Genomic DNA, 26,164 nt, shown 5'->3' with positions numbered 1-26,164 from the left:
TCAATTGCGATGCAAAGGTAAGCAGTTTTTTTATAACCGCCAAATTTTGGAGAAAAATTTTATGCATTTTGCGAAAAATCGTGCTAAAAACGGCCCCGGCGGCGGATCAACAACATAATACGATGTCCGGTTATACAAAAAAATGAAAAAGATTGCATTATAACATTGTGACGGCTCCCAAATTAATATTAATTTTGTAAACCTAATTTATCACATCGTATATGGACAGTCTACTTCCATTTGCATTCATCTGCCTGACATCGTTTTTCACTCTTACCAATCCTCTTGGCACGATGCCGGTGTTCCTGTCGATGACCAAAGGCCTCGACAACGATCAGCGCAACCGCATAGTAAAACGCGCAACACTAATATCATTTATAATACTGATATGCTTCACATTCTGCGGACAAATACTATTCACACTCTTCGGCATATCGACCAACGGATTCCGCATCGCAGCCGGATTCATTATACTCAAGATAGGATTTGACATGCTCCAGGCGCAATACTCCAACACCAAGCTGAAGGATGAAGAGGTGAAGGTTTATGCCAACGACATATCCATAACCCCACTGTCGATTCCCATGCTTTGCGGCCCAGGTGCCATTGCCAACGGCATCATGCTGATGGAAAACGCCAACACCATGCCGATGAAGATAACGCTCGTGGCAAGCATCGCATTTATCTACATATTGACCTACATCATCCTGCGGGCTTCCACGAAGCTGGTGCCCATTCTCGGCGAAACCGGCAACAACGTGATGATGCGACTCATGGGACTCATACTTATGGTGATAGCCGTCGAGTGCTTCGTGGGCGGATTGAAGCCAATTCTCGTTGACATTATCAAAGCCGGCAACGGGCTGATTTAGCAAAAACTCCCGTAATCGATCACCACCACGAGTAGGATATGCCACGGTCGTAGGTGTCGGTCGACTCGATGCTCTTAAGCTTTTTCACCACCTTCAGCGTTACGGGCAATATAACAATCTCATAGGCGGTCTTCAACAACGCCTGAGCCACGATAAGCGACACGATTTCCCTCCAAGGCAAAATACCGCCAAATGCGAGCGGGAAAAATATTATCGAGTCGGTGCCTTCGCCCCAAAGAGTGCTGACGATGGCTCGCAGTGAAAAGTGACGGCCTCCCGAAGCTACTTTCATCTTGCTCATCACCAACGCATTGACCATCGATCCACAGAGGAAGGCGACAAACGAGGCCCCGAGTATGCGGGGAACGGTGCCGTAGACCGCCTCCATAGCGTCCTGCGACTGCCACGAATCGGCTCCGGGAAGCAATATGGCAAACTGCAGAAACAGCGTGACAAGAAGATTCATGGCAAATCCAAGCCAGATGACGGTGCGCGCCTTGCGGAAACCGTACACCTCGACTATGCAGTCATTGATGATATAACTCAACGGAAAGACAACCATGCCGGCCGTGATTGTGGCAAATCCGATGTCGACAGTCTTTATCTCTATCAGGTTGGAAACTATAAGGCACACACAGAATAGCACAGTGAGCACCAGAAAAGGCAATGTAAATCGGGGAACTGATTGATTCATGATTCTTGTTTTTTACGAGGTAGCAAGCACTCGGTGAGTTTAACGACTACAAAATTACAACAAATTTTGCAGCCGCCACAATCCACGTGACGCAATAGCGAAATAATTATGAATTATTATCTATTGGGCAACCGATAACATCACATGCAACGCCGGAGCGCGCCGTCACGCGAGCGGGAGGGTGCGTCATTTGTCATTGGATAGAATCGACTGCAGCTCCTTGTCGGTAGCTGTAAGTCGGCTGCGGCATTCAGCCAGCAGCTCCGTGGCTCGGCGTGTGTAGGCGGCCAAGAGGTCTATGTCGAGCGCATCGCTTTGCATCTGTCGCAGTATATCCTCAAGCTCACTCACAGCCTTGTTATAGCTAAGTTCCTTTACGGGGATGAATTCAGGTGTATTTGACATCGTCGTATTGCGTTATTGTTTTATTGAAACCATCACTCCCTCAGCCAGTGTCGTTTCAAGCCTTGCCCCCGCCGGGATGTCGGCTTCATTTGTCACGGCATGACCGTTGAAGCGCGTTATTGAATAGCCTCGTTTTAGTGTCGACATAGGCGACAGCGCGTCGAGAAGTCGGTTCATCGAGTCAAGTCGGGTCGACCGACGCTCTATGGCATTGGCCGTCGTCAGCTTGAGTGTCGACTCCAAAGCCTCAAGACGCGACAGCTGCGGGATGATGCGCTTCGACGCCACCGACTGCAACGCCATCGCGTAACGCGCCATCTTATTGTGGGAACGCTCAAGCATTCCACGGGCAACCGAAGGAATGGCGCCCTCCATCTGTCCGAGCTGAATCTTACATCCTGCCAGACGCTCCCTGACGGCATGCACTATGTCGTTGCCGAGGCGGTCAAGGCGGTCAAGCGCCATGGCACCCTGCTCGATAAGCCACTCGGCCGCAGCCGTGGGGGTCTTAACGCGTATATTGGCCACATAGTCCAGTATCGTCACATCGCGCTCATGGCCAATTCCCACAATCACAGGAAGCGGAAACTGAGCCACAGCCGCAGCAAGGTCATAGTTCTCAAATCCCATCAAGTCGCTTGTGGCACCACCGCCGCGAATTATCACCACGCCGTCCCATTGCTCCTGCTCGACAGCGATAAGGCCAAGGGCGGCAATGACGCTCTGAGCCGTGCGCTCGCCCTGCATTATGGCCGGGAACAACCGGGTCGTGAAGCGAAGGCCAAGCTGATTGCCATTGAGCTGGTTCATGAAATCGCCATAACCGGCAGCACCCTCGGCCGACACGATCGCAATGCGCAGCGGGGGCTCATTCCAGCATAGGCTGCGGTTCATGTCGAGGATTCCCTCGGCCTTCAGCCGGGCAAGCATCTCCTTGCGGCGGCGCAAAAGATCGCCCATGGTGTACTCAGGATTTACGGCATTGATGACCAGCGACATCCCGTACACCGGATGCATCGACACCGACGCCCTCACCATGACCTTAAGCCCGGTGGCGAAATCCTGACCGGTGGCAATATAGAAGTCGGAGCGCAATCGCGAAAACACGTTGGCCCAGATGGCTGCACGGGCCTTTGCCACAGTAGCACCCGTGTCGGGGTCCTTCTGCAGCAGCTCCATGTAACAGTGCCCTCCGCGCACGGCGACATCGCTCAATTCGGCAGTGACCCACACATTCTGAGTCGATGAATTGGTGACGAGTTCGGCTATGCGCCGATTAAGCTGATACAGGGTCAACGCTTCCACTTGCCGCGACTTGCTCACTTCTGCTTAACCATGCGGCTTCCGTTCCACTTGTAGACGAGCTGCTCGCGAAGCAGCGGAGCCACCATCGAATATATGTCCTCCGAGAGGAATTGCTTAAGATTATTGGTCAGCGTAAGCGTCGAGGTTGCCGGGTCGTAAGTATAGGATGCCAGCATGAACGGCACCATATTGGTAACCTCGTCGGGAGTCTTGCGGCCGGCATCGGTGAGCCAGTCGGTCATCGAAGGGGCTTCAAACCTCGACTTGGTGTCATATTGCTGCCACGATGGAGAGTAGAATGTTATGCGGCTGTCGGGAGCCGGAGTAGCGACAGTTGAAATAAGCGCTATACAACCACCGTTGCTCTTATCGGGAAGAATCGACAGCTGATAGCTCGACGCATCGGTCATGGCTATCTTTATGTCGTTGTCGGTCAGCTCGGTAACACGCGAGCGGCCCTGCAATGAGTTCTGAGTGGCCGTCGACGAACCGCTGTTGAAGTAGTCGACCATGTCGAGGCGTGCGTTCTTGTCAAGTAACGGGAACACCGACATGGGCGCATTGGTGAAAGCGTCGACCGACTTAAGCTGAGCCATTGCCGAAGGCGTTACCGCAATCATGGCGACCACGCCTATAAAAAGTTGCTTTAAGATATTCATAATCAATGAGTGAGAGATTATTATTTCTTGTGCGAGCCTTTTCGCCCCTTCTTATTTATGAACTTGTCAAAGTTGCCGTTGGCCTGCTTGCCTGCACCTGCCGATGCCGCCTCACGCTTGCGACGAGTGGCTGCACGCGAATAGTCCTTTTCGGGATCGGCAATCTCGGCATAGAGCTTATGACCCACAAAGTCGATGTGGTTCAAAGCCTCGACCACCCTGCGGGCATCATTCTTCTTGACATCAAACAGCGAGTAACCGGGCATCAGGTCGATTCGACCCACATCGATACGCGGTCCCGGCACCGAATGGTTGAGTATGTCGATGAGATTTCCGGCATAGAATCCGTCGCTCTTTCCGGCGTTGACATATATTCGGGCCATGCCACGGTCGGCCGTGCGGCGATCCTTCTCTTCGGCGGTGCGGGGCTTTGACAGCTCCTTGCGCTCCTTCTTCGACGGTTTTTCATCGATAAAGTCAATTGCGGGAGCATCCTTGTAATATTCAAGAAGGCGGTTGAACTCCAGCGAAACTACGCGCTTAAGCAAGTCCTCCTGCGACAGCCATCCGAGCTTACGGCTCACTCCGGGCAGATATTTTGCAATTTCATCATCGTCAACCTTCACGCGCTCAAGCCTGTCGGCAAGATTGTAAAGCTGCTTCTCGATGATGTGGGCCGGTGTGGGCACTTCCTTGCGCTCAAAAGTCTTTCCGATGCGCTTCTCAATCTCACGCAACTTGTTGCGCTCGCGAGAGTGGATGATGGCGATTGACACACCCGTCTTGCCGGCTCGGCCCGTACGGCCCGAACGATGGGTGTAGGTGGCTATGTCGTCGGGCAGGCCGTAGTTTATGACATGAGTGAGGTTGCTCACATCAAGGCCGCGCGCCGCAACATCAGTGGCAACAAGGAGCCTCAGCACATGGTCGCGGAATTTCTTCATCACCACATCACGCTGGGTCTGCGACAATTCACCGTGCAGCGAGTCGGCGTTATATCCGTCCTGAATCAGCCAGTCGGCCACCTCCTGGGTTTCCTTGCGGGTGCGGCAGAATATGATTCCGTATATATTGGGATTGTCGTCGGCTATGCGTTTAAGCGCGAGATATTTGTCGCGGGCATTCACCATGTAGTAGACATGCTTTACGTTCTCGGCACCTTCGTTCTTGGTGCCTATCACAAACTCCTGGGGGTTGTGCATGTACTTGGCGGCGATTTTGGCAATCTCCTGCGGCATTGTAGCCGAGAAGAGGAGCATCTTGCGATTCTCGGGCACATGGCTCAGGATGTCGTTTATGTCGTCGACAAAGCCCATGTTGAGCATCTCGTCGGCCTCGTCAAGAATCACGGTGTGTACATCGTCGAGCTTCACCACGCCACGGTTTATGAGGTCGATGAGTCGGCCCGGTGTAGCCACTATCACCTGCACTCCTCGCTTAAGACTGCGTATCTGGCTTTCAATGCTTGAACCTCCGTAGACGGGAAGCACCTCAAGGCGGGGAATGTATTTGGAAAAGTCGGCCAGGTCACTTCCTATCTGCAGGCACAGCTCGCGTGTGGGAGCTATAATCAGCGCCTGGGGTACATTGAGCGATATGTCGATGCGCTGCAGCACCGGCAGCCCGAAAGCCGCGGTTTTTCCCGTTCCGGTCTGCGCAAGCGCAACTACATCACCATCCTCATTCAGCAAGTGGGGAATCACCTTCTCCTGCACCGGCATCGGATTCTCAAATCCGAGCTCCTCGATGGCTTTGCGCAAGTCGTCACGTACGCCCAATTCTTCAAATGTCTTCATTGTTCAGTTCTCTTAAATTACAGTAAACGCGTTATGTCAAGGTGCATGTCATGCTATTTCTCGCGCATGAATATATTTATGGGCGTACCGCTGAAGTCCCACTTCTCCCTTATCTTATTCTCAAGATAGCGTCGATAGGGATCCTTGACCCACTGCGGAAGATTGCAGAAGAATACAACTGTGGGAATCATCGACTCCTTCAGCATTGTAACATACTTGATTTTGATATATTTTCCCTTATTGGCCGGCGGAGGATAAGCACCTATAACCTCCTGCATGTAGACATTGAGCTGCGAGGTGGGGATGACGCGCTCGCGGTTCTTGTAGACATCGACCGCGGTTTCAATCACCTTGTATATGCGCTGCTTGGTCAGGGCCGAACCGAATATTATCGGGAAATCGGTGAACGGGGCGAAGCGCTGCCTTATGGAATTGGCGAAGAAGTCGATTGCCTTCTGCGACTTGTCCTCGACGAGGTCCCACTTGTTGACACACACCACCAGACCCTTCTTGTTGCGCTGAATCAGCGAGAAGATGCTCACATCCTGACTTTCGATGCCTCGCGTGGCATCAATCATGAGGATGCACACATCCGATGCCTCGATGGCGCGTATCGAGCGGATAACCGAGTAGTACTCGATGTCCTCGTTTACCTTGGTTTTCTTGCGTATTCCGGCGGTGTCGACAAGATAGAAGTCGAAGCCGAACTTGTTGTATCGCGTATATATCGAATCGCGGGTCGTGCCGGCGATATCGGTCACTATATTGCGGTCCTCGCCGATGAACGAATTGATTATCGACGACTTTCCGGCGTTGGGACGGCCAACAATGGCAAAACGCGGTATGCGCTCAAGCTGCTCCTCGGTGTCGTCCTCTTCGGGAAGATCCTTCACCACCTCGTCGAGCAAGTCGCCTGTGCCCGAGCCGTTGGAAGCCGACACGGGATAGGGTTCTCCAAGCCCGAGCGAATAGAACTCAGGCACGTTGTAGAGCCAATCGTTGGAATCGACCTTGTTGGCAACAAGTATCACCGGCTTCTTAGAGCGTCGCAATATTTCGGCCACATGGTCGTCAAGGTCGGTAACGCCGTTCATGGCGTCCACGACAAACAATATTACATCGGCCTCCTCGATTGCAAGGTGTACCTGCTTGTTTATCTCGCTTTCAAAGATATCGTCGGAGTTGACCACCCATCCGCCGGTGTCGACAATTGAAAATTCCTTACCGCACCAGTCGACCTTGCCATACTGCCGGTCACGCGTGGTACCGGCGGTGTCGTTTACAATCGCGGTACGAGTCTGTGTAAGGCGGTTGAAAAGGGTTGATTTACCCACATTGGGGCGTCCTACGATAGCTACAAGTCTTCCCATATTAATAATTTTAAAATGCAAATTTAACATTTTTAAGCCACATAACGGCAATGCTCACGCATTTTATTGCCGTGCAACGACTTAATGTCAAATTATAAACAACGGCGGCAGGTAATTGTTTCTCTGCGCCTACTTTAATGCCTCCTCGATGAATTGGACAACCATGCGGTCCGACGGATCCTTCAGCGCAACGGTGTTGTCGGGAGCGATGACATAGAGCGTAGGCATGGCTCTCAACACGTAGAGCTCCTCGCCCTCAATGGCTCCGTCGGGTGAATAGGAGTTGACCCACTCGGCCGGCAGAGAGCCCTTCGCACCCTCCCAAACCGATTCGTCGCCATCGGCATACACGGCGATCACCTTCATCTTTCCGTCGGCAACGGCATTTTTCAACGACTGATTTCCTTTCAGGAACTCAATCGTTTCCTCACAATGCTCGCACTCGGGGTCGTAAAAAATCACAAGCCTGTAACTGTGACCGTCGGCGGCGGCATACAGCGTCGACCTGCGGCCCTTGCTGTCGACAAACTCAAAATCGGTGGCCTTGTGTCCCTGACGGTTTTTGGAAGCATCCTCAAGCTGATAGGCATACTTTGAACGGCGCGTCTTGTCCATGTAGTCGGAACCGGTTATCGCATCGAGGAACAGGATGTAATACTCCTCATTGAGCATAGGCGACTCGGGATCGTAGAGGTACTTGTCGGCAATGTCGGCAAGCAGATTGTAAGCCCCCTCATCGGCTTGGGCCTTTAGCAGCAGGTCGCTGACACAGGTTGCCAGCACGGCGTTGTCGGTATAAGGGAACAGGCTGATGTAGTTGGCAAAGTTCTGCTCCATGAAATCCTGATTGTGGCTGCGTATCGTGTCGCCGAAATCCATAGCGTCCCAAAAATACGACACTATATAGGCGGCACGCTCCTCGGGAGCCGTCAACGTGGAGGGCACCGAAGGCAGAGGCAGCTCCTCGACAGCCGGAGCCGTCGACACCGGCGAGGATTCGGCCTTGACTGCATTTGTCGCATGGCCTCCGTTGGCACATGCTGCAAACACAAACATCATAATCGACATTACGGCTATCAGAAATCTCATAGTTGTATAAATTTAATAGTGAATCCAATTTATAATGACAGGCGTGAAGCGTCAACTCCCGGGCGCGGCCCGATCAGCGGCGACGGGTGCGTTGCTGCTTGGCGCGGCGCGGGCCCTTCTTGAGCTTGTCGCTGTTGCCCAATGCCTCCTTTGCCGTCACATCGTTTCCGGCATTGTCATCGGCAGCAGGGCGACCCTTGTCGTCGATAAGCGCGAAGTCGACCATCTTGCGCTCCACATTGGCACGCGCCACCTGCACTTTCACCTCATCGCCAAGGCGATAACGGGTCTTGGTGCGTCGGCCCACAAGGCAGTAGTTGCGCTCGTCAAAGTCGTAGTAGTCATCGGCCAGGTCACGAATGGGGACAAGGCCCTCACACTTGTTTTCGTTCAGCTCGACATAGAGTCCCCACTCGGTAACGCCCGAAATGACGCCGTCGTACATCTCGCCGAGTCGGTCGGCAAGATATTCGACCTGCTTATACTTTATCGAAGCACGCTCGGCGTTGGCGGCAAGCTGCTCCATGTCGCTTGAATGCTTGCACTGCTCTTCAAGCTTGGGCTGATTGACACTGCGTCCTCCGTCAAGATACTTCTCCAACAGGCGGTGAACCATCATGTCGGGATAGCGGCGTATGGGTGATGTGAAGTGGGTGTAGTAGTCAAATCCAAGTCCGTAGTGGCCTATGTTGTCGGTCGAGTAGACGGCCTTCGCCATGGAGCGGATGGCAAGAACCGAAAGCAGATTCTCCTCACCCTTGCCCTTTATGTCGACAAGCATCTTGTTGATCGACTTGTTGATCTCCTTGGCAGTGCCCGAGGTCTTTATCTTGTATCCGAAGTTGCGGGCTATTGCGGCAAGGTCGACAAGCTTCATGTCGTCGGGTTTGTCATGCACGCGGTAGACAAATGCCTTGGGCTTCTTCTTATCCTTGGGCTGGCCGATGCGCTGGGCCACAGTGCGGTTGGCAAGCAGCATGAACTCCTCGATAAGCTTGTTGGAGTCTTTCGACACTTTGAAGAACACATCGACCGGATGGCCGTTTTCGTCAATGTCAAATCGCACCTCCTCGCGGTCAAATTCCACCGAGCCGTTTTCATAACGGCGGCGGCGCAGAATCTTGGCGAGCTTGTCAAGTTCGAGTATCTCCTCGGCATAGTCGCCTGTGCCAGTTTCGATTATCTCCTGAGCCTCCTCATAAGTGAATCGGCGGTTTGACTTGATTACCGTGCGGCAAATCGAGCTCTTGATCACATTTGCGTCACCGTCCATCTCAAAGACGCATGAGAAGGTGAGCTTCTCCTCGTCGGGGCGCAGCGAGCATATTCCGTTACTGAGGTGTTCGGGAAGCATGGGCACCACGCGGTCGACAAGATAGACCGAGGTGGCGCGTTTCTGAGCCTCCTTGTCGAGTGCGCTCTCGGGACGCACGTAATGCGTCACATCGGCAATGTGCACTCCGGCCTCCCAGTTTCCGTTGGGCAGTCGGCGCAGCGAAAGCGCGTCGTCAAAGTCCTTTGCGTCTCGCGGGTCGATGGTGAATGTGGTCACATCGCGCATGTCGACTCGGCGGGCAATCTCGGCCGGGGTTATGCCGGCATCGATTTTCTCGGCGGCACGCTCCACCTGCTCGGGATAGTGGTAAGGGAGTCCGAATTCGGCCAATATGGCATGCATCTCGGCGTTGTTCTCGCCGTTGCGGCCAAGGATGTCAACCACCTCGCCGTGAGGATTCTTTGCATCGTCGGGCCAGTCGGTTATGCGCACGATGGCCTTGTCGCCGGTCTTGCCGCCTTTCAGCTTTCCGCGCGGAATGAAGATGTCGGTTGCCAGGAACTTTGAGTCGGTCGACAATGTGCCGTAGTGACGCTCGACAGTGAGTGCGCCAATAAACACCTGATCGTTCTTCTCGATAATTTCGAGCACCTTGCACTCGGGCTCAACACCTTTGCGTCGGGCGGCCACGAGAACCTTCACCTTGTCGCCGTTGAGGGCGTGCATCGAATTGCGCTCGGCAACGAATATTCCCTCATCGTCACCGTCGAGAATCACGGTGTTCTTGCCGTTGCTGCGTCGGGTGAATACTCCGGTAGCCACATTGCCCCGGTTGGGAGCCTTGTATTTACCGGGAGTCACCTCAATCAGCTCACCATCAAACTCCATCTCGGCAAGGCGCATGGCTACAGCTTTCTGTGCCTGTGGGGTATCAGCCCCGATAGCATGCGACACCTGCTTGTAATTGAATGTCTTGTTACCCTGATTGTCGATAAAATCATCAATCATCGCGTATAATTCACGCGTAACCTTGCGCCGGGTATGCTTTGGTGCTGTAGCCATATACAAATGAATTTTAGTTAGTGTCCAATGTCAGTATTTACAATAAGTAACGCTCTACTATGCGTCAATGTTGGCATAGTTGGCGTTCTCCTCGATGAAATCGCGACGCGGCGGAACATCCTCGCCCATCAGCATCGAGAAAATGCGGTCGGCTTCAGCAGCGTCGTTTATCGTAACCTGCTTCAGCAGTCGGTGCTCGCGGGCCATGGTAGTGTCACGCAGCTCCTGTGCGCTCATCTCACCAAGTCCCTTATAGCGCATCACCTTGGTCTTGTCACCGTTGGTAGCAATAAACGCCTGCACCTGCTGATCGGTCCAGCAATACTCCTCGACCTTGCCTCGTGTACACTTGTACAACGGCGGTGTTGCAAGATAAAGGTAGCCGTTCTCTATAACGGGACGCATGCGGCGGAAGAAGAATGTCATGAGCAGTGTGGCGATGTGGCTTCCGTCGACATCGGCATCGGTCATGATTATAATCTTGTGGTAGGCAAGCTTTTCAAGGTTCACCGCCTTGGAATCCTCCTCGGTGCCTATAGTCACACGCATTGCGCGGAACAGGCTGGTGATTTCCTTGTTGTCGAATATCTTGTGGTCCATAGCCTTCTCGACATTCAGGATCTTACCGCGCAAGGGCAAAATGGCCTGATAGGTGCGGTCGCGGCCCTGCTTGGCTGTACCGCCTGCCGAATCTCCCTCGACGATGAAAAGTTCGCAATCCTCAGCTGTGCGCGACGAGCAGTCGGCGAGTTTACCGGGAAGGCCTCCGCCACAAAGCGGCGACTTGCGCTGCACATTCTTTCGTGCGTTATAGGCGGCGTGACGGGCGGTGGCGGCAAGTATCACCTTGTCGACAATCAGCTTGGCCTGACGGGGATGCTCTTCGAGATAGGTGCGCAAAGCATCGCTCACGGCAGTCTGCACGGCTCCTATCACCTCGTTGTTGCCGAGCTTGGTCTTGGTCTGGCCCTCAAACTGAGGCTCCATCACCTTTACCGACACTACGGCCGTAAGTCCTTCACGGAAGTCATCGCTCGAAATGTCGATTTTAACCTTGTCGAGCATCTTGCTGTCCTCGGCATACTTCTTGAGTGTCGAAGTGAGTCCGCGACGGAATCCGGTCAGGTGGGTACCGCCCTCTATGGTGTTGATGTTGTTGACAAATGAATATACATTCTCGTTGTAGGTGGTGTTGTAGGTCAATGCCACCTCTACGGGGATGCCCTGACGCTCGGTTGTGAGGTGTATGACATCGTTTATCAACGACTCCTTGCTCGAATCGATGTACTGCACAAACTCCTCAAGACCGGTTTCGCTGTAGAATAGCTCCTTCTTGTACTCGCCGTTTTCGTCGACCTGACGCTTGTCGGTAAGAGTCAGCGTGATGCCGGCGTTAAGGAAGGCCAGGTCGCGAAGACGATTGGCCAGGGTGTTGTAGTCGTAGACCGTAACGGTGAATATGCTGTCGTCGGGCTTGAACGTTATGCTTGTACCGGTGTGGGTGCTGTCGCCGATTATCTTCAGATCGGTGATGGGCTTTCCGCATGAATACTCCTGCATGTATGCCTTTCCGTCGCGATGCACCTCGGCGCGCAGATAGGTGGAGAGTGCGTTAACGCAGCTCACGCCCACGCCATGCAGACCGCCCGAAACCTTATAGGAACCTTTGTCAAACTTACCTCCCGCATGAAGCACGGTGAGCACGACTTCAAGAGCGCTCTTGTGCTCCTTCTCGTGCATGTCGACGGGTATGCCTCGACCGTTATCGATAACCGTTATTGAATTATCTTCGTTGATTGTGACGTCAATGTGTGTTGCATAACCGGCAAGAGCCTCGTCAATTGAGTTGTCCACGACCTCGTACACCAAATGATGCAGACCCTTAACGCTGATATCTCCGATGTACATCGCCGGGCGCTTACGCACAGCCTCAAGACCTTCAAGGACCTGGATGCTACTTGCACCGTACTCTTCTCTTTGTTCTGACATAAATTTATTATTGTAGATTTTATTTCTTGAATTACAATATTTTACGCAAACGCTGAATGCGTAGTCAAACGCCCTAAAAGGGCAAACAAAATTACAAAAAAAACGCGTTATATACAAATCTTTTTTACACCCGCGATTAAGACCTCGCGGCCCAATATTTGTTAACGTTAAGGTACGGGGTCTAAGCGTCACGGAGAGTTTTCAACTGTTAAAATAAGTAAAATTAGGCAGATTTGCGGCGGTTTTCTTGCATCGTAAAAAAATAGTGAGTATCTTTGCATCGCTTTTCAGAAATCGGGGTGTAGCTCAGTTGGTTAGAGTACGCGTCTGGGGGGCGTGAGGTCGCTAGTTCGAGTCTAGTCACCCCGACAATAAGCAAGCGAGGGCGTCAGAATCAATTCTGACGCCCTCATTCTTTATACCCGCCGCACAGCCCCACGGGCCAGCCGGCCTCTACCGGCCGTTGTTCAGAAGGCGGGCGATCTCCGTCATGAGGTGGTCGGCGTCAATGGGCTTGGAAATGTATCCGTTGAAGCCGCTATCCATTATCCGCAGGCGGTCGGCCTGGAATGCATAGGCCGTTACGGCGATTATCGGCACATCGGTGTTGCTGCACCGTATAATGGATGTAGCTTCATATCCGTCCATATCAGGCATGCTTATATCCATCAGCACAAGATGCGGATTGTATTCGGCAAAGAGCTCTACGGCCTCATTGCCGTTATGTGCATGGATGAGATTGTACTCATCCTCGAGTATCGACGACACAAGGAAGTAGTTGCTGTCGTTATCCTCGGCGACAAGGATCGTGGGCCTGCTTGCGTCACGCGGCTTCTCGAAAACGGCCACAGGCGTGACATCACGCTGCTCAGCCTCATCGGCCTCTTCAGCGGCCTCGACCGGCAGAGTGAACCAGAATTGCGAGCCTTTTCCCTCTCCGTCCGACTCCACTCCTATTTCCCCGTGCAGCGACTCGACGATATCCTTGCAGAGGGCAAGCCCGTGTCTGTTGCCGTCGGTCGGGTCAAACAGCGTCATCTGCCTTTCCGTCGATATTCCCGCGCCGGTATCCCTTACAAAGATGCACACCGCATCAGGCAGCATCTCGTAGCCGAAAGTTATGCTGCCGCGCGAAGTAAACTTGCAGGCATTGTCGAGAAGATTTAACATGACCTGCGACAGCAGCTCGGGGTCGGTGTTGACTTTACACCTCACGGCTCCGAGCACGTGATTCAGAATTGTGCGCGAAGGCACCCTCTTGGCCGCCGCGCCGGCAATCGACATTATGAACTCGTTCACATCGACCTCCACTTTAGCCGGCTTTGAATCAAATTCAAATGACATAATTGTATTGTGCTTTATATACGTTTTGGTTGCTAATTTACTTCTCTAAAATAGATCTCATTTATTTCCGACATAGCCGAAACCTGCTTATTGGGAATCGTGAACCAGAAAATCGAGCCTCGGTTATGTCCGGCCGACTTCACCCCTATGCTGCCTCCGAGCATCTCGACGATACTCTTGCTTATCGACAGTCCGAGTCCGGTGCCGGGGATGAAGTTGTTGAGTTTGGTGAAGCGCGAGAAGAGCCGCTCGGCATCCTGATCGGGAATTCCTATTCCGGTGTCACGCACATAGAAATATATCTCATCGTCACGCAGCTCATATCCGAATGTTATGCTGCCCTTGGTGGTGAACTTTGCCGCATTGTTAAGCAAATTCATCAGCACCTGGTTAAGGCGGTCGGGGTCGGTGTCGATTATGCAGTCGGGAGCTCCGAGCACATAGTTCAGCATCACATCGTTGCTGAGCTTGATACGCATTGTGCTGTCGACCTCCTGTATCAGATGATTCAGGTCGGTGGGACGGAAGTTGAAGTCGAGGGTGTTGGACTCAACCTTGGCCATATCAAGCACATCGCCGATCAGTTTTAGCAGCATCTGGTTGTTCTTGTTTATGATGTTGATAAACCGCTGCTTCTTGTCGGCATCGACAGTCTTGGCGAGCAGGTTGGAGAATCCCACAATGGCGTTCAGCGGGGTGCGTATCTCGTGGCTCATGTTGGCGAGGAAGGCCATCTTCAGCTTGTCGGCCTCGGCAGCCCTTTCACGCGCCGCAATCAGCATCTCCTCCTGGCGTTTGCGCTCGGTAATCAGCAGCATCGACCCTATCAGTACTGTGGGCATTCCGTTGTCGTCGCGTTCGGTCACGGCGGCACACACCTCAATCCACTCAACCATGTCACACTTCGGCTTCCTGCGTATAAATCGATACTCCATCTTGATATACTCCAGCCGGCCCTCGACAAAGCGGCGATATACATCGCACACGCGCTCCATGTCGTCGGGATGTATGCAGCTCAGATAATCCTCCTCGTTTATCACTCTCACATCCTCGGCCATGGCCGTAACGTTGTAGTGGCTTCGGCGAAGCATTCTCATGGCCTCGCACATGATTTTGTGCTTGTGTATGTCCCAGCGCCAAGGTATTATGTGGGCTACGTTCATCGTCACATCGAGCTTGTGGGCAAATTCCTGCAAATCACGCTCGGCATTACACTTTTCGGTTATGTCGACGGCAAACACGTTTACATCCTCCACCACTTTGTTGACCTCGTTGCCTATGCTTATCAGGAACTCGTAGGTGACATCGGTGTACGGGAAATTGTAGGAAAAGCGCACTGACCGGCGGCGGTGCAGAAGCCGCTCCACAATCTTGGCGATGAAATCGGCGTCAAAGAGTTTGTCGGGCTTCCCCGGCAAAGCGTTCCTCTTCAGCAACTCCCTGAACATAGCGTTACCGCCGTGATATTCGATGTCGACGACATTGCCGTCATTGCCTCGCACCACCTTTGCCTGCGAAAATCCCACCGGCATGTTGTTGAGCAGTCGCTCGTGGGCGCGTAACATCGCAATCCTGCGGTTCTGAAACATAACTCTCGCCACAATCACGGCCATAATAGCCAGCAGCACGATTCCGCCGGCGATTATGTAGGTGTGATATAGCTCCCATGCGCTCTTGGGGCGGTTCATGAACACGGTGCCGGGCTGACACGAGCTTTCGGGAATGCCGTCACGCATCAGGTGGTTGTAGTTGACAATCGGATAGGAGTCGGCCACCTTCCTGAACGGCACCTTTCTCATGTCCTTGTCCGATATAAGGTCAAGCAGTCCGGCATGAATCTTCTTCTGCATCTCGTCGGGCGACGGGAAATATCCGCCCGTTATTCCGTAGTTTAGATAGGCGGCACGCAGTCCGAACACCGGTCGGTGGGCACCCGATATCATCCTCGCCTCTCCGGCAATCAGCTGCGGATGTCCGTGCACCGTCATTCGCTCAAAGAACCATGTCGACAACAACATTCCTATGTTGTGGTCGGTATTGTTAAGATACTGCTGCAGGGCGCGGCTGTTCTCCTCGTTGGCCACGAGCCATTCATAGTCCATGTCGGGGTACTCTCTCGAGAGATATTCACGCAGCTGTTGATTCAGTTGCCTGTTCTGGTAGAGCGCATCGGCCACAAAGACAAGCTTGTTCATGTCGGGGAACATGTAGGCCATCATGTCGACCGTTTCCTTGTAGAGATTGGGGGTCACCACTATCGAGAAGTTGTAGTCGTCGTGAATCGACTCAAGCGGATAGAGCTTGTCGGGATTCATCGCCTCATTTTCATCGATGTAGGTGTAATAGTAGTCACGCATTCCGTACTGCTCCGACTGAACCACAAGCAGCATGGGCACATCGCCCCATCGCTCGACTATGCTGTCGCGCAGCGTGAACGCAAAGTCGCCCACAAGCACCAGGTAGTCGGGCTTACGGTCGACAAAACGGTCGAATATGCCTCGCGACATATTGTCGAAGTCCTTGTCGTTATGAATCAGGGTGCTGTTGAGATGCACCACCTCCACGGCCTGAAAGCCGTCGCAGTTGGACACCTCACGCATTATAGGATTTATGATTTCCTGCGCCCACGGCGCACCTTCATTATAGGAATTAAGGATAAGCAGCCGTTTGCCTTCAAGCGCGAATAGCTGAAGCGACAACAGACACATTCCTATCAACAATACAATTTTTTTAATCATAATGTGAGTCCATGAATATTTAGCGGTTTAAAAATCGGCGACCAGCCATAAATGCAATAATTCGGGACACCTGATTACAAATTACAACCCGTATCGCCACATTCACCAAGTACAAAGATATGTATTTTTTTCGTCTTGCAATTTTCAAATCACAAAAAATCTTAACTAATATAATCTCCCCATGAAAATATATCTATTACTTGCGGCGTTACTTGCCGCAATAAGCGCCGACGGAAACTGATACTGTTAATAAAGCATAATAATAGATTGGGAGGCACACCGATGCTTTCCCGTATATGTTATTTTAAGATAGAAGTAACCTATTAATATCAATATTATTATGACCGACCGATTAAGTTATGAAGAGAAGAAAGAACTGCCCGATGAGGTGTTCGGACTTCCTGAAAGGCGTGAATACCCAATGCCCGATGCAGCACATGTGCGCGCTGCCGAAGCCTATTTCCGTTATTGTCCCGATGACCTGAAGCCGAAGCTTGCACGCGCTATCATGGCCCGTGCCCGTGAATTTGGAGTCGATGTTGAAAGCCCTACAGTAAAATCATACGCCGGTATGTAACACTCTAACGATATGGAATCATAGCATATTAATGATTCCATATCAATGCTCGTAGGCACCGAGATCGGGTGTCGAGCCTCGCTCACGGCCGTAGAAATCACGCACGGCCTCGGGCAAGGTAAGTGACGCGTCGGCGGCTCCCAAAGCAGGAGAACCGGGACCGACGCGATAGTCGAATATATAACGGTCGGTGTCGGTAATGAACATGGGATCGGAGTTCCATAGCATGTCGATGAACGTGTCATCGTCGCTGCCGTCAGTTCCCACAAGACAACACCGTAGCGTGACATCACCCGAGGCGGGCGATTTAGTGTTCATCATCGGGCCGTTGCCGTAGACGATGGAGTTGGTTATGTGGCATGACACTCCGTCATCTTTCAGCTCAAGCAGAGCGCCCGTCACGGGAGCAAACAGGTAGCTGTTGGCGACAGTGCAGTGATTCATTGTCAATCGGGCGCGGCCGTCGAGCGTCACAACCCCTTCGGGTGCGTCGGCAAATTCACATCCCACAGCCTTGACCTCGGCATCGGTAACGGAGATGACGCTTTCGCGCGAGTTGCGCACGACGCAATTAAGCATTGAGAGCTCACCGCCCGTCACGGCAATGCCCGATGAGGTGTTGCGCACAACAGTGTGCGACAACCGGCTCCCGGGGCCTGCGAAAGTGACACCGCCCCATTGCCCAGGCACAATGTCGTAGGGGATGCGGCCCACCATCGTTCCGTTGCGGTCGCCACACATCACAACCGGCTTTTCGGGAGTTCCATCGGCTACAACGGCACCCTCGACATTAAGCGATGCCTTGTCGTGGAAGTAGAGCGTCGAGCCCTCGGCGAGATTCAATGTCACGCCTGAAGCAACCGTCACATCACCCATTACATGATAAGCTCCCGACCAAAGGGCGTCGGCCGACAACACCGAAGCCTGAACGACAGTCACGTCGATGCACTCGGCACTCAACACCACCGTGGAGCGACCGCCGTTGACCTCGAAGTCGAGGAGCGACTTAACGGTGAGCTTGCCGTCGCGCCCCACAGGAGGAAACTGTGCGTCGACAAACACGTAGATGGAGTCGTGCGGCCTTATGGCTACATCGGTAAACTCCTTGCCGGCAACGCCGTCGACATTCAGCCGATAGGCGTCACTGCCGTCACGCAGCGCAATGCGGCTTATGAGCAGATTGCGGTCGTGACGATTGTAAACCCTGAAACTGTGGACGGGTGTGAGCTCGCCAGTGAATGTGAGTCCAAGATTGAGGGTGTCGACCGAAAACTCGGGACGGGCCGACGAATCATCGGTGAATCCATCCTCGATGCAACCGCTCGCAACGGCAAGAAGCACAATTATAAGAAATATGTTGAGAAAACGATTTATCATAGTGTAAGCGTCTACATAAATCCAACGTTACTCAACGCTCAATATTGCTTATTCAATGTCGGGAGATTGCGGATATGAACTATTTTTCGTAATATTGTGACGACAAAAGCCCAACGATGCATATACAACGACTCGATTCCGACAGCTACCGTCGTGCATTCCCACATCCGGGACACATCTACAATTCAGTCCAATTTTCAGAGCTGAACCGCGGCAAGTGTGACGATGTGCTATACCTTGCGTTATATGACGGAGGGAGGTTGCGCTGCGGCATGATTGCTGGCGAGCGTGACGGAGCCATCATGTCACCGTGGTCGGCCCCGTTCGGCGGATTGACGGTCAACCGCCGTCAGTCGTTCCGATGCATCGACAACGCAGTCAAGACGCTTTGCACATTCACTAAATCGCAGGAACGATCGCTTGTCGTGACACTGCCCCCCGAATGTTACGGCGACAACGCCGCCATAAAATGCGCCTACTCGTTAATGTCGACACCCGGCATCGAGATAACGCCCCACCTCAACTACGCGGCCGACCTTACGCGTCACCTCGACCCTGTCGAGCTGATGTCGCCCAAATCGCGGTGGAGCATAGGGCGAGCGTTGATGTCACACTATACAATCACCAGGCAACCCGCAATCGAGAGTGAAATAACGCGCAACTACAACCTGATACTTGCCAATCATAACGCAAAAGGGAGGGAGCTGCGAATGTCGCTGCACGACTTCATGGCGACCGCACCGGTGGCCGGCAGCGACTTCTTCATAGTGACTCTTGACGGAATCGACATAGCAGCCGCCCAGCTGCACCACACAGCCCCGGGAATAGTGCAGCTCATCAACTGGGGCGACCTGCCCGAACACCGTCATCCGGGAGCCATGAATCTTCTCGCGCTCCACATGATGCGTCACTACAAGGCCAAGGGAGCGAGGATGCTCGACTTCGGGCCTGTCGACAGTGGTGACGGAGTAAATGAAGGTCTAAGTAAATTCAAGGAGAGCCTGGGATGCACTCCGTCATTGAAGTACACATTCAGGCTCTCCTAAAAAGTCGTATATGTGCCGTGACCTGAGCGTCACTGCATCATCTCATATATCTTTATGGTGTCATCGGCCGAAAGCTTGACATAACCGCCGATGCGTTCACCCTTGTGCTCGTGAAGCTTTGCAACAAGTCGCTCGATGTCGGGATTGTCGATGCCGAGCTCCTTGAATGTAACGGGCATACCTATGCTCATGAAGAAATCCTTAAGACGCTTGATGCCTTCGGCTGCTACCGACCTGTCATCGCCCTGCGACACGACACCCATGACTCGGCGGGCAAACTGCGCCACCTTGACGGGATTGACACCGGCCACATACTGCATCCATGCGGGAACCACGACGGCAAGTCCGGCTCCGTGGGCAACGTTGTATATAGCGCTTATCTCATGTTCGATAAAGTGTGACGACCAATCCTCGGCACGGCCTGTGCCGCACACTCCGTTATGGGCGAGAGTGCCGCTCCACATGATGTTGGCACGCGCCTCATAGTTCTCGGGGTCGCACATCACTTTGGGAGCCTCCTCCATTATCGCGGTGAGCACACCCTCGGCCACGCGGTCGGTAATCTCGACATCAGGGGTATTGGTGAAATAACGCTCCATGATGTGGACCATCATGTCGACGATGCCGCATGCGGTCTGATAGGGAGGCAACGTGAAGGTGAGTTCGGGATTCATCACCGCAAACTTGGGGCGAAGGGCGCTTTCGGTGCGCAGGCTGAGCTTTATGAGTCCGTCACGCTTGGTGATGACCGAGTTGCCCGAGCCTTCACTTCCGGCAGCCGGGATGGTGAGCACGACTCCCACAGGGAGAGCCTTCTCCACTATCTTTTTGCCGCAATAGAAGTCCCAGAAGTCGCCTTCGTAGGGAACTCCGCATGCGATGCCCTTGGCTGTGTCGATGACCGAACCACCACCCACGGCAATGAGCATATCGATGTTCCGCGAGCGCACCAGTTCAATCCCCTCATAGACGCGGTCGTCGGTGGGGTTGGGCTGAATTCCGCCCATCTCCTCCCATTCGATACCGCTCGCTGAAAGCGATGCCTTAACCCGGTCGAGCAAACCGCTGCGCACAACCGAGCCGCCACCGTAGACAAGCAGCACCTTGCGGCCGCCAAACTCACGAGCCAAGGCTCCGGTGCGGCTTTCGGTGTCACGCCCGAAAACGAACTTGGTCGGGCTCCAGAACACGAAATTATTCATAGCTAATCAATTGATTTAAATCATATCGGCGAGCCGCTTTATCGGCGGTTGGCACCCTTTTTACGCTTCTCCTGCTCGCGTAGCATAGCCTGCTGCTGACGCTGGGCCTCTTCAAGACGGGCCATGAAACCCGACTTTTTGCGGGGCTTCTTGGAAGCTTCCTGCATCTTGGCACGCATCTTCTCCTCATTTACAACGTGACGGAACACATAGGTCTGCACGATTGTGATCAACAGCGACAGGAAGTAGTAGTAGGAAAGACCTGCGGCATAGTTGTTGAAGAAGACGAGGAACATCAAAGGCATCAGATACATCATCCACTTCATGCCGGGCATCGACGCTCCCGAAGGCTGATTCTGCATCGTGACCTTAGTGTAGATGATGTTGGTCACGGTCATGAGAAGACAGAACAGCGACAGATGGTTGCCGAAGTACTCGGTGACCAAGGGAATGTTGCCGCTCCAGGTGATGATGGCGTCGGGAGCCGACAGGTCCTTAACCCAAAGGAAGGGCTCGCCACGCAGCTCGATACACGAGGGGAAGAAGGTGAACATGGCGATAAGCACCGGCATCTGCAGCAACATGGGCAGACAGCCCGCCATGGGATTGGCACCGGCACGCGAGTAAAGTTCCATCGTCTTTTGCTGACGGGTCATGGCATTCTCCTGACCGGGATACTTTTCATTGATTTCCTTTATCTCGGGAGCGAGCAAGCGCATCTTGGCCTGCGACATGTAGCTCTTATAGGTGAAGGGGAAGATGATGATCTTGATGAAGATTGTGAGCAACAGGATGATGACACCATAGTTGGTAAACCACTTGCCAAGGATGTCAAATACGGGAATCACAATCCAGGTGTTGATCCAGCGGAAGAGAGTCCATCCGAGAGGAATAAGTCGTGTCAAGTGAAGATCCTCGCCGTCGTTCAGCTTGTCATCAAGTCCCGACAACATGGGATAGAGGTTGGGGCCGATGAGAATGTCAAACTGCGCCGGCATGGGGTTGGAAGCGTTGTAGTCGACCGACGAAACGGCCTCAAGTTCCTTCAGGTAGCCGGGCTGGCTCTTTGATAGTATCTTTGATGTGAGATTGGCGTTATTGAACGTGCCTCGAGCTATAAACGCCATCGAGAAGAACTGATTCTTGAATCCTATCCACTTGATGCGCTCGTTGACCTCCTCATCGTCATTTGACGACTCGCTGAGGTTTTCGACACCGCCTCCGGCATACATGTAATACAATCCCGAGTTACGCTCCTCAAACATGCGGCCTTCCTCTTGCCTTATCATCTTCTGATGCCAAAGGAAGTCCATAGTCGCCACACTTGACGGAATAACCGACTGCATGCCGTTCTGCACAACCTCCATTCTCACCACGTAACTTTCGGGGAGAAGGGTGTAACGCATTCCAAACGATGCGCCGCTTCCGAGATTGAGCGTCATCAACACCGTAGTGTCGCTCTCCTGAACCGGCTCAAAGAAGAAGTTGCGGGTGTCAAACTCACGGTCGGCCGAGTTGAGGATAAATGAGTAACCGTTGTCGTCGCCCTCAAACACCACGACATTGCCGCCCTTATAGGACTTGTAGTCCTTCAGCTCGGCACGCGATATTATGCCGCCCTTGTTGGAGAGGTCGAGCGCGATGTATTCATTTTCAAGACGCACAGTCGAACTGTCACCCTGCAGGTAACGCGCAAATCCCTGATACTGGGTAAGCTCACGGGTTGTAGTCTTAAGCAACTTCACAGCCTTTGAGGCGATGACGGGTGAAAGCCCTGCGGCAGCAGGATTGGAGAGGTCGGCAATGTCTACACTCTTTCCGTCGACATTGACCGAGCCGGTCAACAGGTATCCGTCGGATACAAGATCCACCTTTGAATTTTGCATCGTTACGCGGCCTGACACCGAGTCGGGAGTTCCGTACTGGTGAACGGCGGCGGCCAGCATCGAAGTTTCGGCCGGAGTGAGCGTGTCGAGCGATGAAGCGAGCTGTGCATCGGCCATCGCCTCGGCCTGTTCTGAGGTTATCTGCTCGGCGGGAGCAATACTGTCGGGCTTGGGGTCGGGCTGGTTGAGCCACATGAAGCCAAGGATGACAGCTCCCATCAGGAGCAATCCGTACATTGTGTTCTTATCCATTATTTCTTTTCGTGTTTATATGCGATTGCAGCTTTAATGAAGTCGAGGAAGAGAGGGTTGGGATTGAGTACCGTCGAAGAGTATTCAGGGTGATACTGCGTACCGATAAACCAACGGTGGTCGGGCAGCTCCACGACCTCGACAAGGCGGGTGGCAGGGTTTTCGCCCACACACCGCATGCCGGCGGCCTCGAAACGCTCGCGGTATTCATTGTTGAATTCAAAACGATGACGATGACGCTCCTTCACATCGGTGCATCCGTAAGCCTTGGCGGCTCGCGAACCGGGTTGCAGACGACAGTCGTAGGCTCCGAGTCGCATTGTGCCACCCTTGTCGACAACCGTCTTCTGATCCTCCATGAGGTCGATTACATTGTCGGGGGTGGTGGGATTCATCTCGGTAGAATTGGCCTCACGCAGTCCAAGCACATCACGGGCAAACTCGATGACCATGCACTGCATGCCAAGGCAGATGCCGAATGTGGGAACATCGTGCTCGCGACACCACTTCAGGGCTACAAACTTGCCCTCGATGCCTCGCTGGCCGAATCCCGGCGCAATGATTACGCCGTCGAGCGGCGACAGCAGCTCATCGACATTGCCGGCATTGAGCTTCTCGGAGTGGATATACACGAGCTTGAGCTTGTGGTCGTTATAGGTAGCGGCCTGAAAGAGCGACTCGTTGATCGACTTGTAGGCATCCTGAAGCTCGACATACTTGCCCACAAGACCTATCGTCACCTCCTCCTCGGCATTGTCGAGCTTGCGGAGGAAGTTGAGCCAAGGCTCCATGTGGGGCTCACCCTCGACAGGCACCCCGGTCTTGCGAAGCACAATCTCATCGAGGTGCTGCTCATGCATGCGCAGGGGCACCTCGTAGATTGTGGGCATGTCGACCGACTGAATTACCGCGTCGGGCGACACGTTGCAGAACTGCGCTATCTTGCGGCGCATGTCGGCGGGAATCTCCTTCTCGGTACGCAGCACGAGGATATCGGGCTGTATACCCACCTCCTGCAACTGCTTCACCGAGTGCTGCGTGGGCTTTGTCTTCAGCTCCTTGGCGGCACGGATGTAGGGTACATAGGTCAAGTGGATGCAAAGCGAGTCCTGACCGAGCTCCCAGCGCAGCTGACGCACGCTTTCAAGGAAGGGAAGCGACTCGATGTCACCCACCGTACCTCCGATTTCGGTTATTATGAAATCGAAATTACCGGTGTTTCCGAGCAATTTTACGTTACGCTTTATTTCATCGGTAATGTGGGGAATTATCTGGACGGTCTTGCCGAGATAGTCGCCGCGACGCTCCTTGTCGATCACGCTCTGGTATATGCGTCCTGTGGTGACATTGTTGGCGCGAGTGGTGGGAACGTTGGTGAATCGCTCGTAATGTCCGAGGTCAAGGTCGGCCTCGTGACCGTCGACAGTCACGTAACACTCGCCGTGCTCGTAGGGATTCAATGTACCCGGGTCGATATTGATGTACGGGTCAAACTTCTGAATCGTAACCCTGAAGCCTCTTGCTTTCAGCAAGCAGGCAAGCGACGACGAAATAATTCCCTTACCAAGGGAAGAAACCACGCCGCCGGTGACAAAAATATATTTGGGTTCCACGTTTTTGTCCTATTATATTAAATCAAAGCGCAAAGTTAGTGATTTTAATGCACATAACAATGGAAGGCACCCCTCAATCGAGAAACCCTGCGTCATATTTATTAATGTTTTCTACTTAACAGCAAGCGTCACGCTTCGAGAGCCTGCCTGATGTCGGCGATGATGTCGTCGACATTCTCGATTCCCACCGAAAAACGGATAAGGTCGGGGCGCACTCCCGCTTCCAGGAGCTGCTCGTCGGAAAGCTGACGATGGGTGTGACTTGCAGGATGCAGCACACAAGTGCGCGCATCGGCCACGTGCGTCACGATAGCGGCGAGCTTAAGGTTGTCCATAAACCTTATAGCCACGTCACGGCCGCCCTTGAGTCCAAACGACACTACGCCGCAGGAGCCGTTGGGCATATACTTCATCGCAAGGTCGTGATACTTGTTGCCGGGCAGTCCGCAATAGTTGACCCAGGCCACCTTGTCGTTGCCCGAGAGATATTCGGCCACTGCCTGAGCATTGGAACAGTGACGGGGCATGCGCAAGTGCAACGTTTCAAGACCGAGATTCAACAGAAATGCGTTCTGCGGCGACTGGATGCTTCCGAGGTCACGCATGAGTTGCGCAGTGGCCTTGACCATGTAGGCCATCTTGCCGAAAGCCTTTGTGTAGGTGAGGCCGTGGTATGAGTCATCGGGGGTGCAAAGTCCGGGATATTTCTCGGCATGGGCCTCCCAGTCAAAGTTTCCGCTGTCGACGATGACGCCGCCCACGCTCGTTGCGTGACCGTCCATATATTTGGTGGTCGAGTGGACAACGATGTCGGCACCCCATTCAAACGGGCGACAATTTATGGGCGTGGGGAATGTGTTGTCGACAATCAGGGGCACACCCTGACTGTGGGCTATGCGGGCAAACTTTTCGATGTCAAGCACCTCGAGCGAGGGGTTGGATATCGTTTCGCCAAAGAGCGCCTTGGTGTTGGGACGGAAAGCGGCTATAATCTCCTCCTCGCTTGCGTCGGGACTGACGAATGTCACATCGATTCCAAGCTTCTTCATTGTCACGCCAAACAGGTTGAACGTGCCGCCGTAGATGGCCGACGAGCACACGAAGTGGTCGCCTGCCTGACAGATGTTGAACAGTGCATAGAAGTTGGCGGCCTGTCCACTGGAGGTGAGCATCGCGCCCACTCCGCCTTCAAGCGCGGCAATCTTTGCGGCAACGGCCTCATTGGTGGGATTCTGAAGACGGGTGTAAAAGAAACCCGTGTCCTCAAGGTCAAACAGACGGGCCATCTGCTCGCTCGTATCATATTTAAACGTAGTACTCTGATAAATCGGGAGCACTCTCGGCTCTCCCTTGGTAGGGGACCAACCGGCCTGCACACACAGGGTTTCCGGCTTAAAATTGTTTGCCATAATTTCCGTTTTTTATATTTCTCAATTAAATATTCAACTATGCACTTTCGCACTCGCAAAGGTATGCAAAAAAACGAGAAATATGCAAGTCACGCCAAGTGTTTTTAAAAAAATCGGAATATTGATGTAACGTTTTGCTATATCTTTGCAATATTGTCCTAAACGTTTTGGGCAAAAATAAAAATAGGAAGTAGTTACTAAGG

General features: G+C 53.1%; 19 protein-coding genes and 1 tRNA gene. 4 read left to right on the top strand and 16 right to left on the bottom strand.

The genetic code is table 11. The features are described 5' to 3' along the window. Positions 1-221: 221 nt before the first annotated feature. Positions 222-872, top strand: a complete 651-nt coding sequence (locus E5354_RS02655) for a MarC family protein (RefSeq protein WP_123395019.1) — start codon at positions 222-224, stop codon at positions 870-872. Between the two features lie 19 nt (positions 873-891). Here the strand turns inward: E5354_RS02655 and E5354_RS02650 are convergent, their stop codons facing one another. From E5354_RS02650 to gyrB, 9 genes are all read right to left on the bottom strand, one after another. Then, the gene (locus tag E5354_RS02650) at positions 892-1,566 is read right to left on the bottom strand and encodes a queuosine precursor transporter (RefSeq protein WP_135946326.1); all 675 of its coding nucleotides are present in this window, start codon (positions 1,564-1,566) and stop codon (positions 892-894) included. Between the two features lie 186 nt (positions 1,567-1,752). Next, the gene (gene xseB, locus E5354_RS02645; protein WP_123395017.1) at positions 1,753-1,971 is read right to left on the bottom strand and encodes an exodeoxyribonuclease VII small subunit; all 219 of its coding nucleotides are present in this window, start codon (positions 1,969-1,971) and stop codon (positions 1,753-1,755) included. Between the two features lie 12 nt (positions 1,972-1,983). Continuing rightward, on the bottom strand, positions 1,984-3,276 hold the full coding sequence (xseA, locus tag E5354_RS02640) for an exodeoxyribonuclease VII large subunit (protein WP_168353805.1): 1,293 nt from the start codon (positions 3,274-3,276) through the stop codon (positions 1,984-1,986). A gap of 14 nt (positions 3,277-3,290) precedes the next feature. After that, on the bottom strand, positions 3,291-3,935 hold the full coding sequence (locus tag E5354_RS02635) for a DUF3256 family protein (protein WP_135946324.1): 645 nt from the start codon (positions 3,933-3,935) through the stop codon (positions 3,291-3,293). A gap of 20 nt (positions 3,936-3,955) precedes the next feature. Further along, complete coding sequence (locus tag E5354_RS02630) at positions 3,956-5,731, bottom strand: DEAD/DEAH box helicase (protein ID WP_123395014.1); 1,776 nt, start codon at positions 5,729-5,731, stop codon at positions 3,956-3,958. A gap of 53 nt (positions 5,732-5,784) precedes the next feature. Continuing rightward, a complete protein-coding gene (gene der, locus E5354_RS02625; protein ID WP_135946323.1) occupies positions 5,785-7,101 on the bottom strand; it encodes a ribosome biogenesis GTPase Der in 1,317 nt (438 codons plus the stop codon). A gap of 129 nt (positions 7,102-7,230) precedes the next feature. Beyond that, positions 7,231-8,190, bottom strand: coding sequence for a DUF5106 domain-containing protein (locus E5354_RS02620; RefSeq protein ID WP_135946322.1), 960 nt, complete (start codon positions 8,188-8,190; stop codon positions 7,231-7,233). A gap of 73 nt (positions 8,191-8,263) precedes the next feature. Next, positions 8,264-10,528, bottom strand: a complete 2,265-nt coding sequence (rnr, locus tag E5354_RS02615; RefSeq protein ID WP_123395011.1) for a ribonuclease R — start codon at positions 10,526-10,528, stop codon at positions 8,264-8,266. Between the two features lie 57 nt (positions 10,529-10,585). Further along, entirely contained in the window at positions 10,586-12,517 is a 1,932-nt protein-coding gene (gyrB, locus tag E5354_RS02610) for a DNA topoisomerase (ATP-hydrolyzing) subunit B (RefSeq protein WP_123395010.1), read from the bottom strand. A 295-nt stretch (positions 12,518-12,812) separates the two neighbouring features. Between gyrB and E5354_RS02605 the strand changes: the two genes are divergently transcribed. After that, positions 12,813-12,886 (top strand) — tRNA-Pro (locus E5354_RS02605). A gap of 84 nt (positions 12,887-12,970) precedes the next feature. On the opposite strand, the gene E5354_RS02600 is transcribed toward E5354_RS02605, so the two are convergent. Together E5354_RS02600 and E5354_RS02595 are read right to left on the bottom strand one after the other, a co-directional pair. Next, positions 12,971-13,861: a response regulator gene (locus E5354_RS02600; RefSeq protein WP_123395009.1), complete on the bottom strand. Its 891-nt coding sequence runs from the start codon at positions 13,859-13,861 to the stop codon at positions 12,971-12,973. A gap of 32 nt (positions 13,862-13,893) precedes the next feature. Continuing rightward, complete coding sequence (locus tag E5354_RS02595) at positions 13,894-16,599, bottom strand: sensor histidine kinase (protein ID WP_135946321.1); 2,706 nt, start codon at positions 16,597-16,599, stop codon at positions 13,894-13,896. Between the two features lie 340 nt (positions 16,600-16,939). Here E5354_RS02595 and E5354_RS02590 point away from each other — a divergent pair, with 340 nt between their 5' ends. Then, positions 16,940-17,176, top strand: coding sequence for a hypothetical protein (locus tag E5354_RS02590; protein ID WP_123395007.1), 237 nt, complete (start codon positions 16,940-16,942; stop codon positions 17,174-17,176). A 42-nt stretch (positions 17,177-17,218) separates the two neighbouring features. Here the strand turns inward: E5354_RS02590 and E5354_RS02585 are convergent, their stop codons facing one another. Next, positions 17,219-18,553 (bottom strand): hypothetical protein, encoded by a 1,335-nt coding sequence (locus tag E5354_RS02585; protein WP_123395006.1) that lies wholly within the window; start codon positions 18,551-18,553, stop codon positions 17,219-17,221. A 116-nt stretch (positions 18,554-18,669) separates the two neighbouring features. Between E5354_RS02585 and E5354_RS02580 the strand changes: the two genes are divergently transcribed. Beyond that, entirely contained in the window at positions 18,670-19,599 is a 930-nt protein-coding gene (locus E5354_RS02580; RefSeq protein ID WP_123395005.1) for a GNAT family N-acetyltransferase, read from the top strand. Positions 19,600-19,628: 29 nt separating this feature from the next. Here E5354_RS02580 and E5354_RS02575 read toward each other — a convergent pair whose 3' ends face one another. From E5354_RS02575 to E5354_RS02560, 4 genes are all read right to left on the bottom strand, one after another. Then, positions 19,629-20,801 carry an iron-containing alcohol dehydrogenase gene (locus E5354_RS02575; RefSeq protein ID WP_135946320.1) on the bottom strand — a complete coding sequence of 391 codons (1,173 nt, stop codon included), beginning with the start codon at positions 20,799-20,801 and terminating at the stop codon, positions 19,629-19,631. A 38-nt stretch (positions 20,802-20,839) separates the two neighbouring features. Continuing rightward, the gene (gene yidC, locus E5354_RS02570) at positions 20,840-22,939 is read right to left on the bottom strand and encodes a membrane protein insertase YidC (protein WP_246863721.1); all 2,100 of its coding nucleotides are present in this window, start codon (positions 22,937-22,939) and stop codon (positions 20,840-20,842) included. After that, positions 22,939-24,552 (bottom strand): CTP synthase, encoded by a 1,614-nt coding sequence (locus tag E5354_RS02565; protein WP_123395003.1) that lies wholly within the window; start codon positions 24,550-24,552, stop codon positions 22,939-22,941. Before E5354_RS02565 ends, yidC begins: the two co-directional genes overlap by 1 nt. Positions 24,553-24,680: 128 nt before the next feature. Further along, positions 24,681-25,961, bottom strand: coding sequence for an O-acetylhomoserine aminocarboxypropyltransferase/cysteine synthase family protein (locus E5354_RS02560; protein WP_123395002.1), 1,281 nt, complete (start codon positions 25,959-25,961; stop codon positions 24,681-24,683). Positions 25,962-26,164 lie beyond the last annotated feature (203 nt).

The organism is Muribaculum sp. NM65_B17, from assembly GCF_004793735.1.
GTDB classification, from domain to species: domain Bacteria; phylum Bacteroidota; class Bacteroidia; order Bacteroidales; family Muribaculaceae; genus Muribaculum; species Muribaculum gordoncarteri.
Note: the sequence above shows the minus strand (reverse complement) of the source record. Positions and strands in the feature narration are given on the sequence as shown.

Coding starts and splice junctions, on each gene's coding strand:
- E5354_RS02655 (WP_123395019.1), top strand. CDS start 222: ATGGACAGTCTACTTCCATTTGCATTCATCTGCCTGACATCGTTTTTC.
- E5354_RS02650 (WP_135946326.1), bottom strand. CDS start 1,566: ATGAATCAATCAGTTCCCCGATTTACATTGCCTTTTCTGGTGCTCACT.
- xseB (WP_123395017.1), bottom strand. CDS start 1,971: ATGTCAAATACACCTGAATTCATCCCCGTAAAGGAACTTAGCTATAAC.
- E5354_RS02635 (WP_135946324.1), bottom strand. CDS start 3,935: ATGAATATCTTAAAGCAACTTTTTATAGGCGTGGTCGCCATGATTGCG.
- E5354_RS02630 (WP_123395014.1), bottom strand. CDS start 5,731: ATGAAGACATTTGAAGAATTGGGCGTACGTGACGACTTGCGCAAAGCC.
- der (WP_135946323.1), bottom strand. CDS start 7,101: ATGGGAAGACTTGTAGCTATCGTAGGACGCCCCAATGTGGGTAAATCA.
- E5354_RS02620 (WP_135946322.1), bottom strand. CDS start 8,190: ATGAGATTTCTGATAGCCGTAATGTCGATTATGATGTTTGTGTTTGCA.
- rnr (WP_123395011.1), bottom strand. CDS start 10,528: ATGGCTACAGCACCAAAGCATACCCGGCGCAAGGTTACGCGTGAATTA.
- gyrB (WP_123395010.1), bottom strand. CDS start 12,517: ATGTCAGAACAAAGAGAAGAGTACGGTGCAAGTAGCATCCAGGTCCTT.
- E5354_RS02600 (WP_123395009.1), bottom strand. CDS start 13,861: ATGTCATTTGAATTTGATTCAAAGCCGGCTAAAGTGGAGGTCGATGTG.
- E5354_RS02595 (WP_135946321.1), bottom strand. CDS start 16,599: ATGATTAAAAAAATTGTATTGTTGATAGGAATGTGTCTGTTGTCGCTT.
- E5354_RS02590 (WP_123395007.1), top strand. CDS start 16,940: ATGACCGACCGATTAAGTTATGAAGAGAAGAAAGAACTGCCCGATGAG.
- E5354_RS02585 (WP_123395006.1), bottom strand. CDS start 18,553: ATGATAAATCGTTTTCTCAACATATTTCTTATAATTGTGCTTCTTGCC.
- E5354_RS02580 (WP_123395005.1), top strand. CDS start 18,670: ATGCATATACAACGACTCGATTCCGACAGCTACCGTCGTGCATTCCCA.
- E5354_RS02575 (WP_135946320.1), bottom strand. CDS start 20,801: ATGAATAATTTCGTGTTCTGGAGCCCGACCAAGTTCGTTTTCGGGCGT.
- yidC (WP_246863721.1), bottom strand. CDS start 22,939: ATGGATAAGAACACAATGTACGGATTGCTCCTGATGGGAGCTGTCATC.
- E5354_RS02560 (WP_123395002.1), bottom strand. CDS start 25,961: ATGGCAAACAATTTTAAGCCGGAAACCCTGTGTGTGCAGGCCGGTTGG.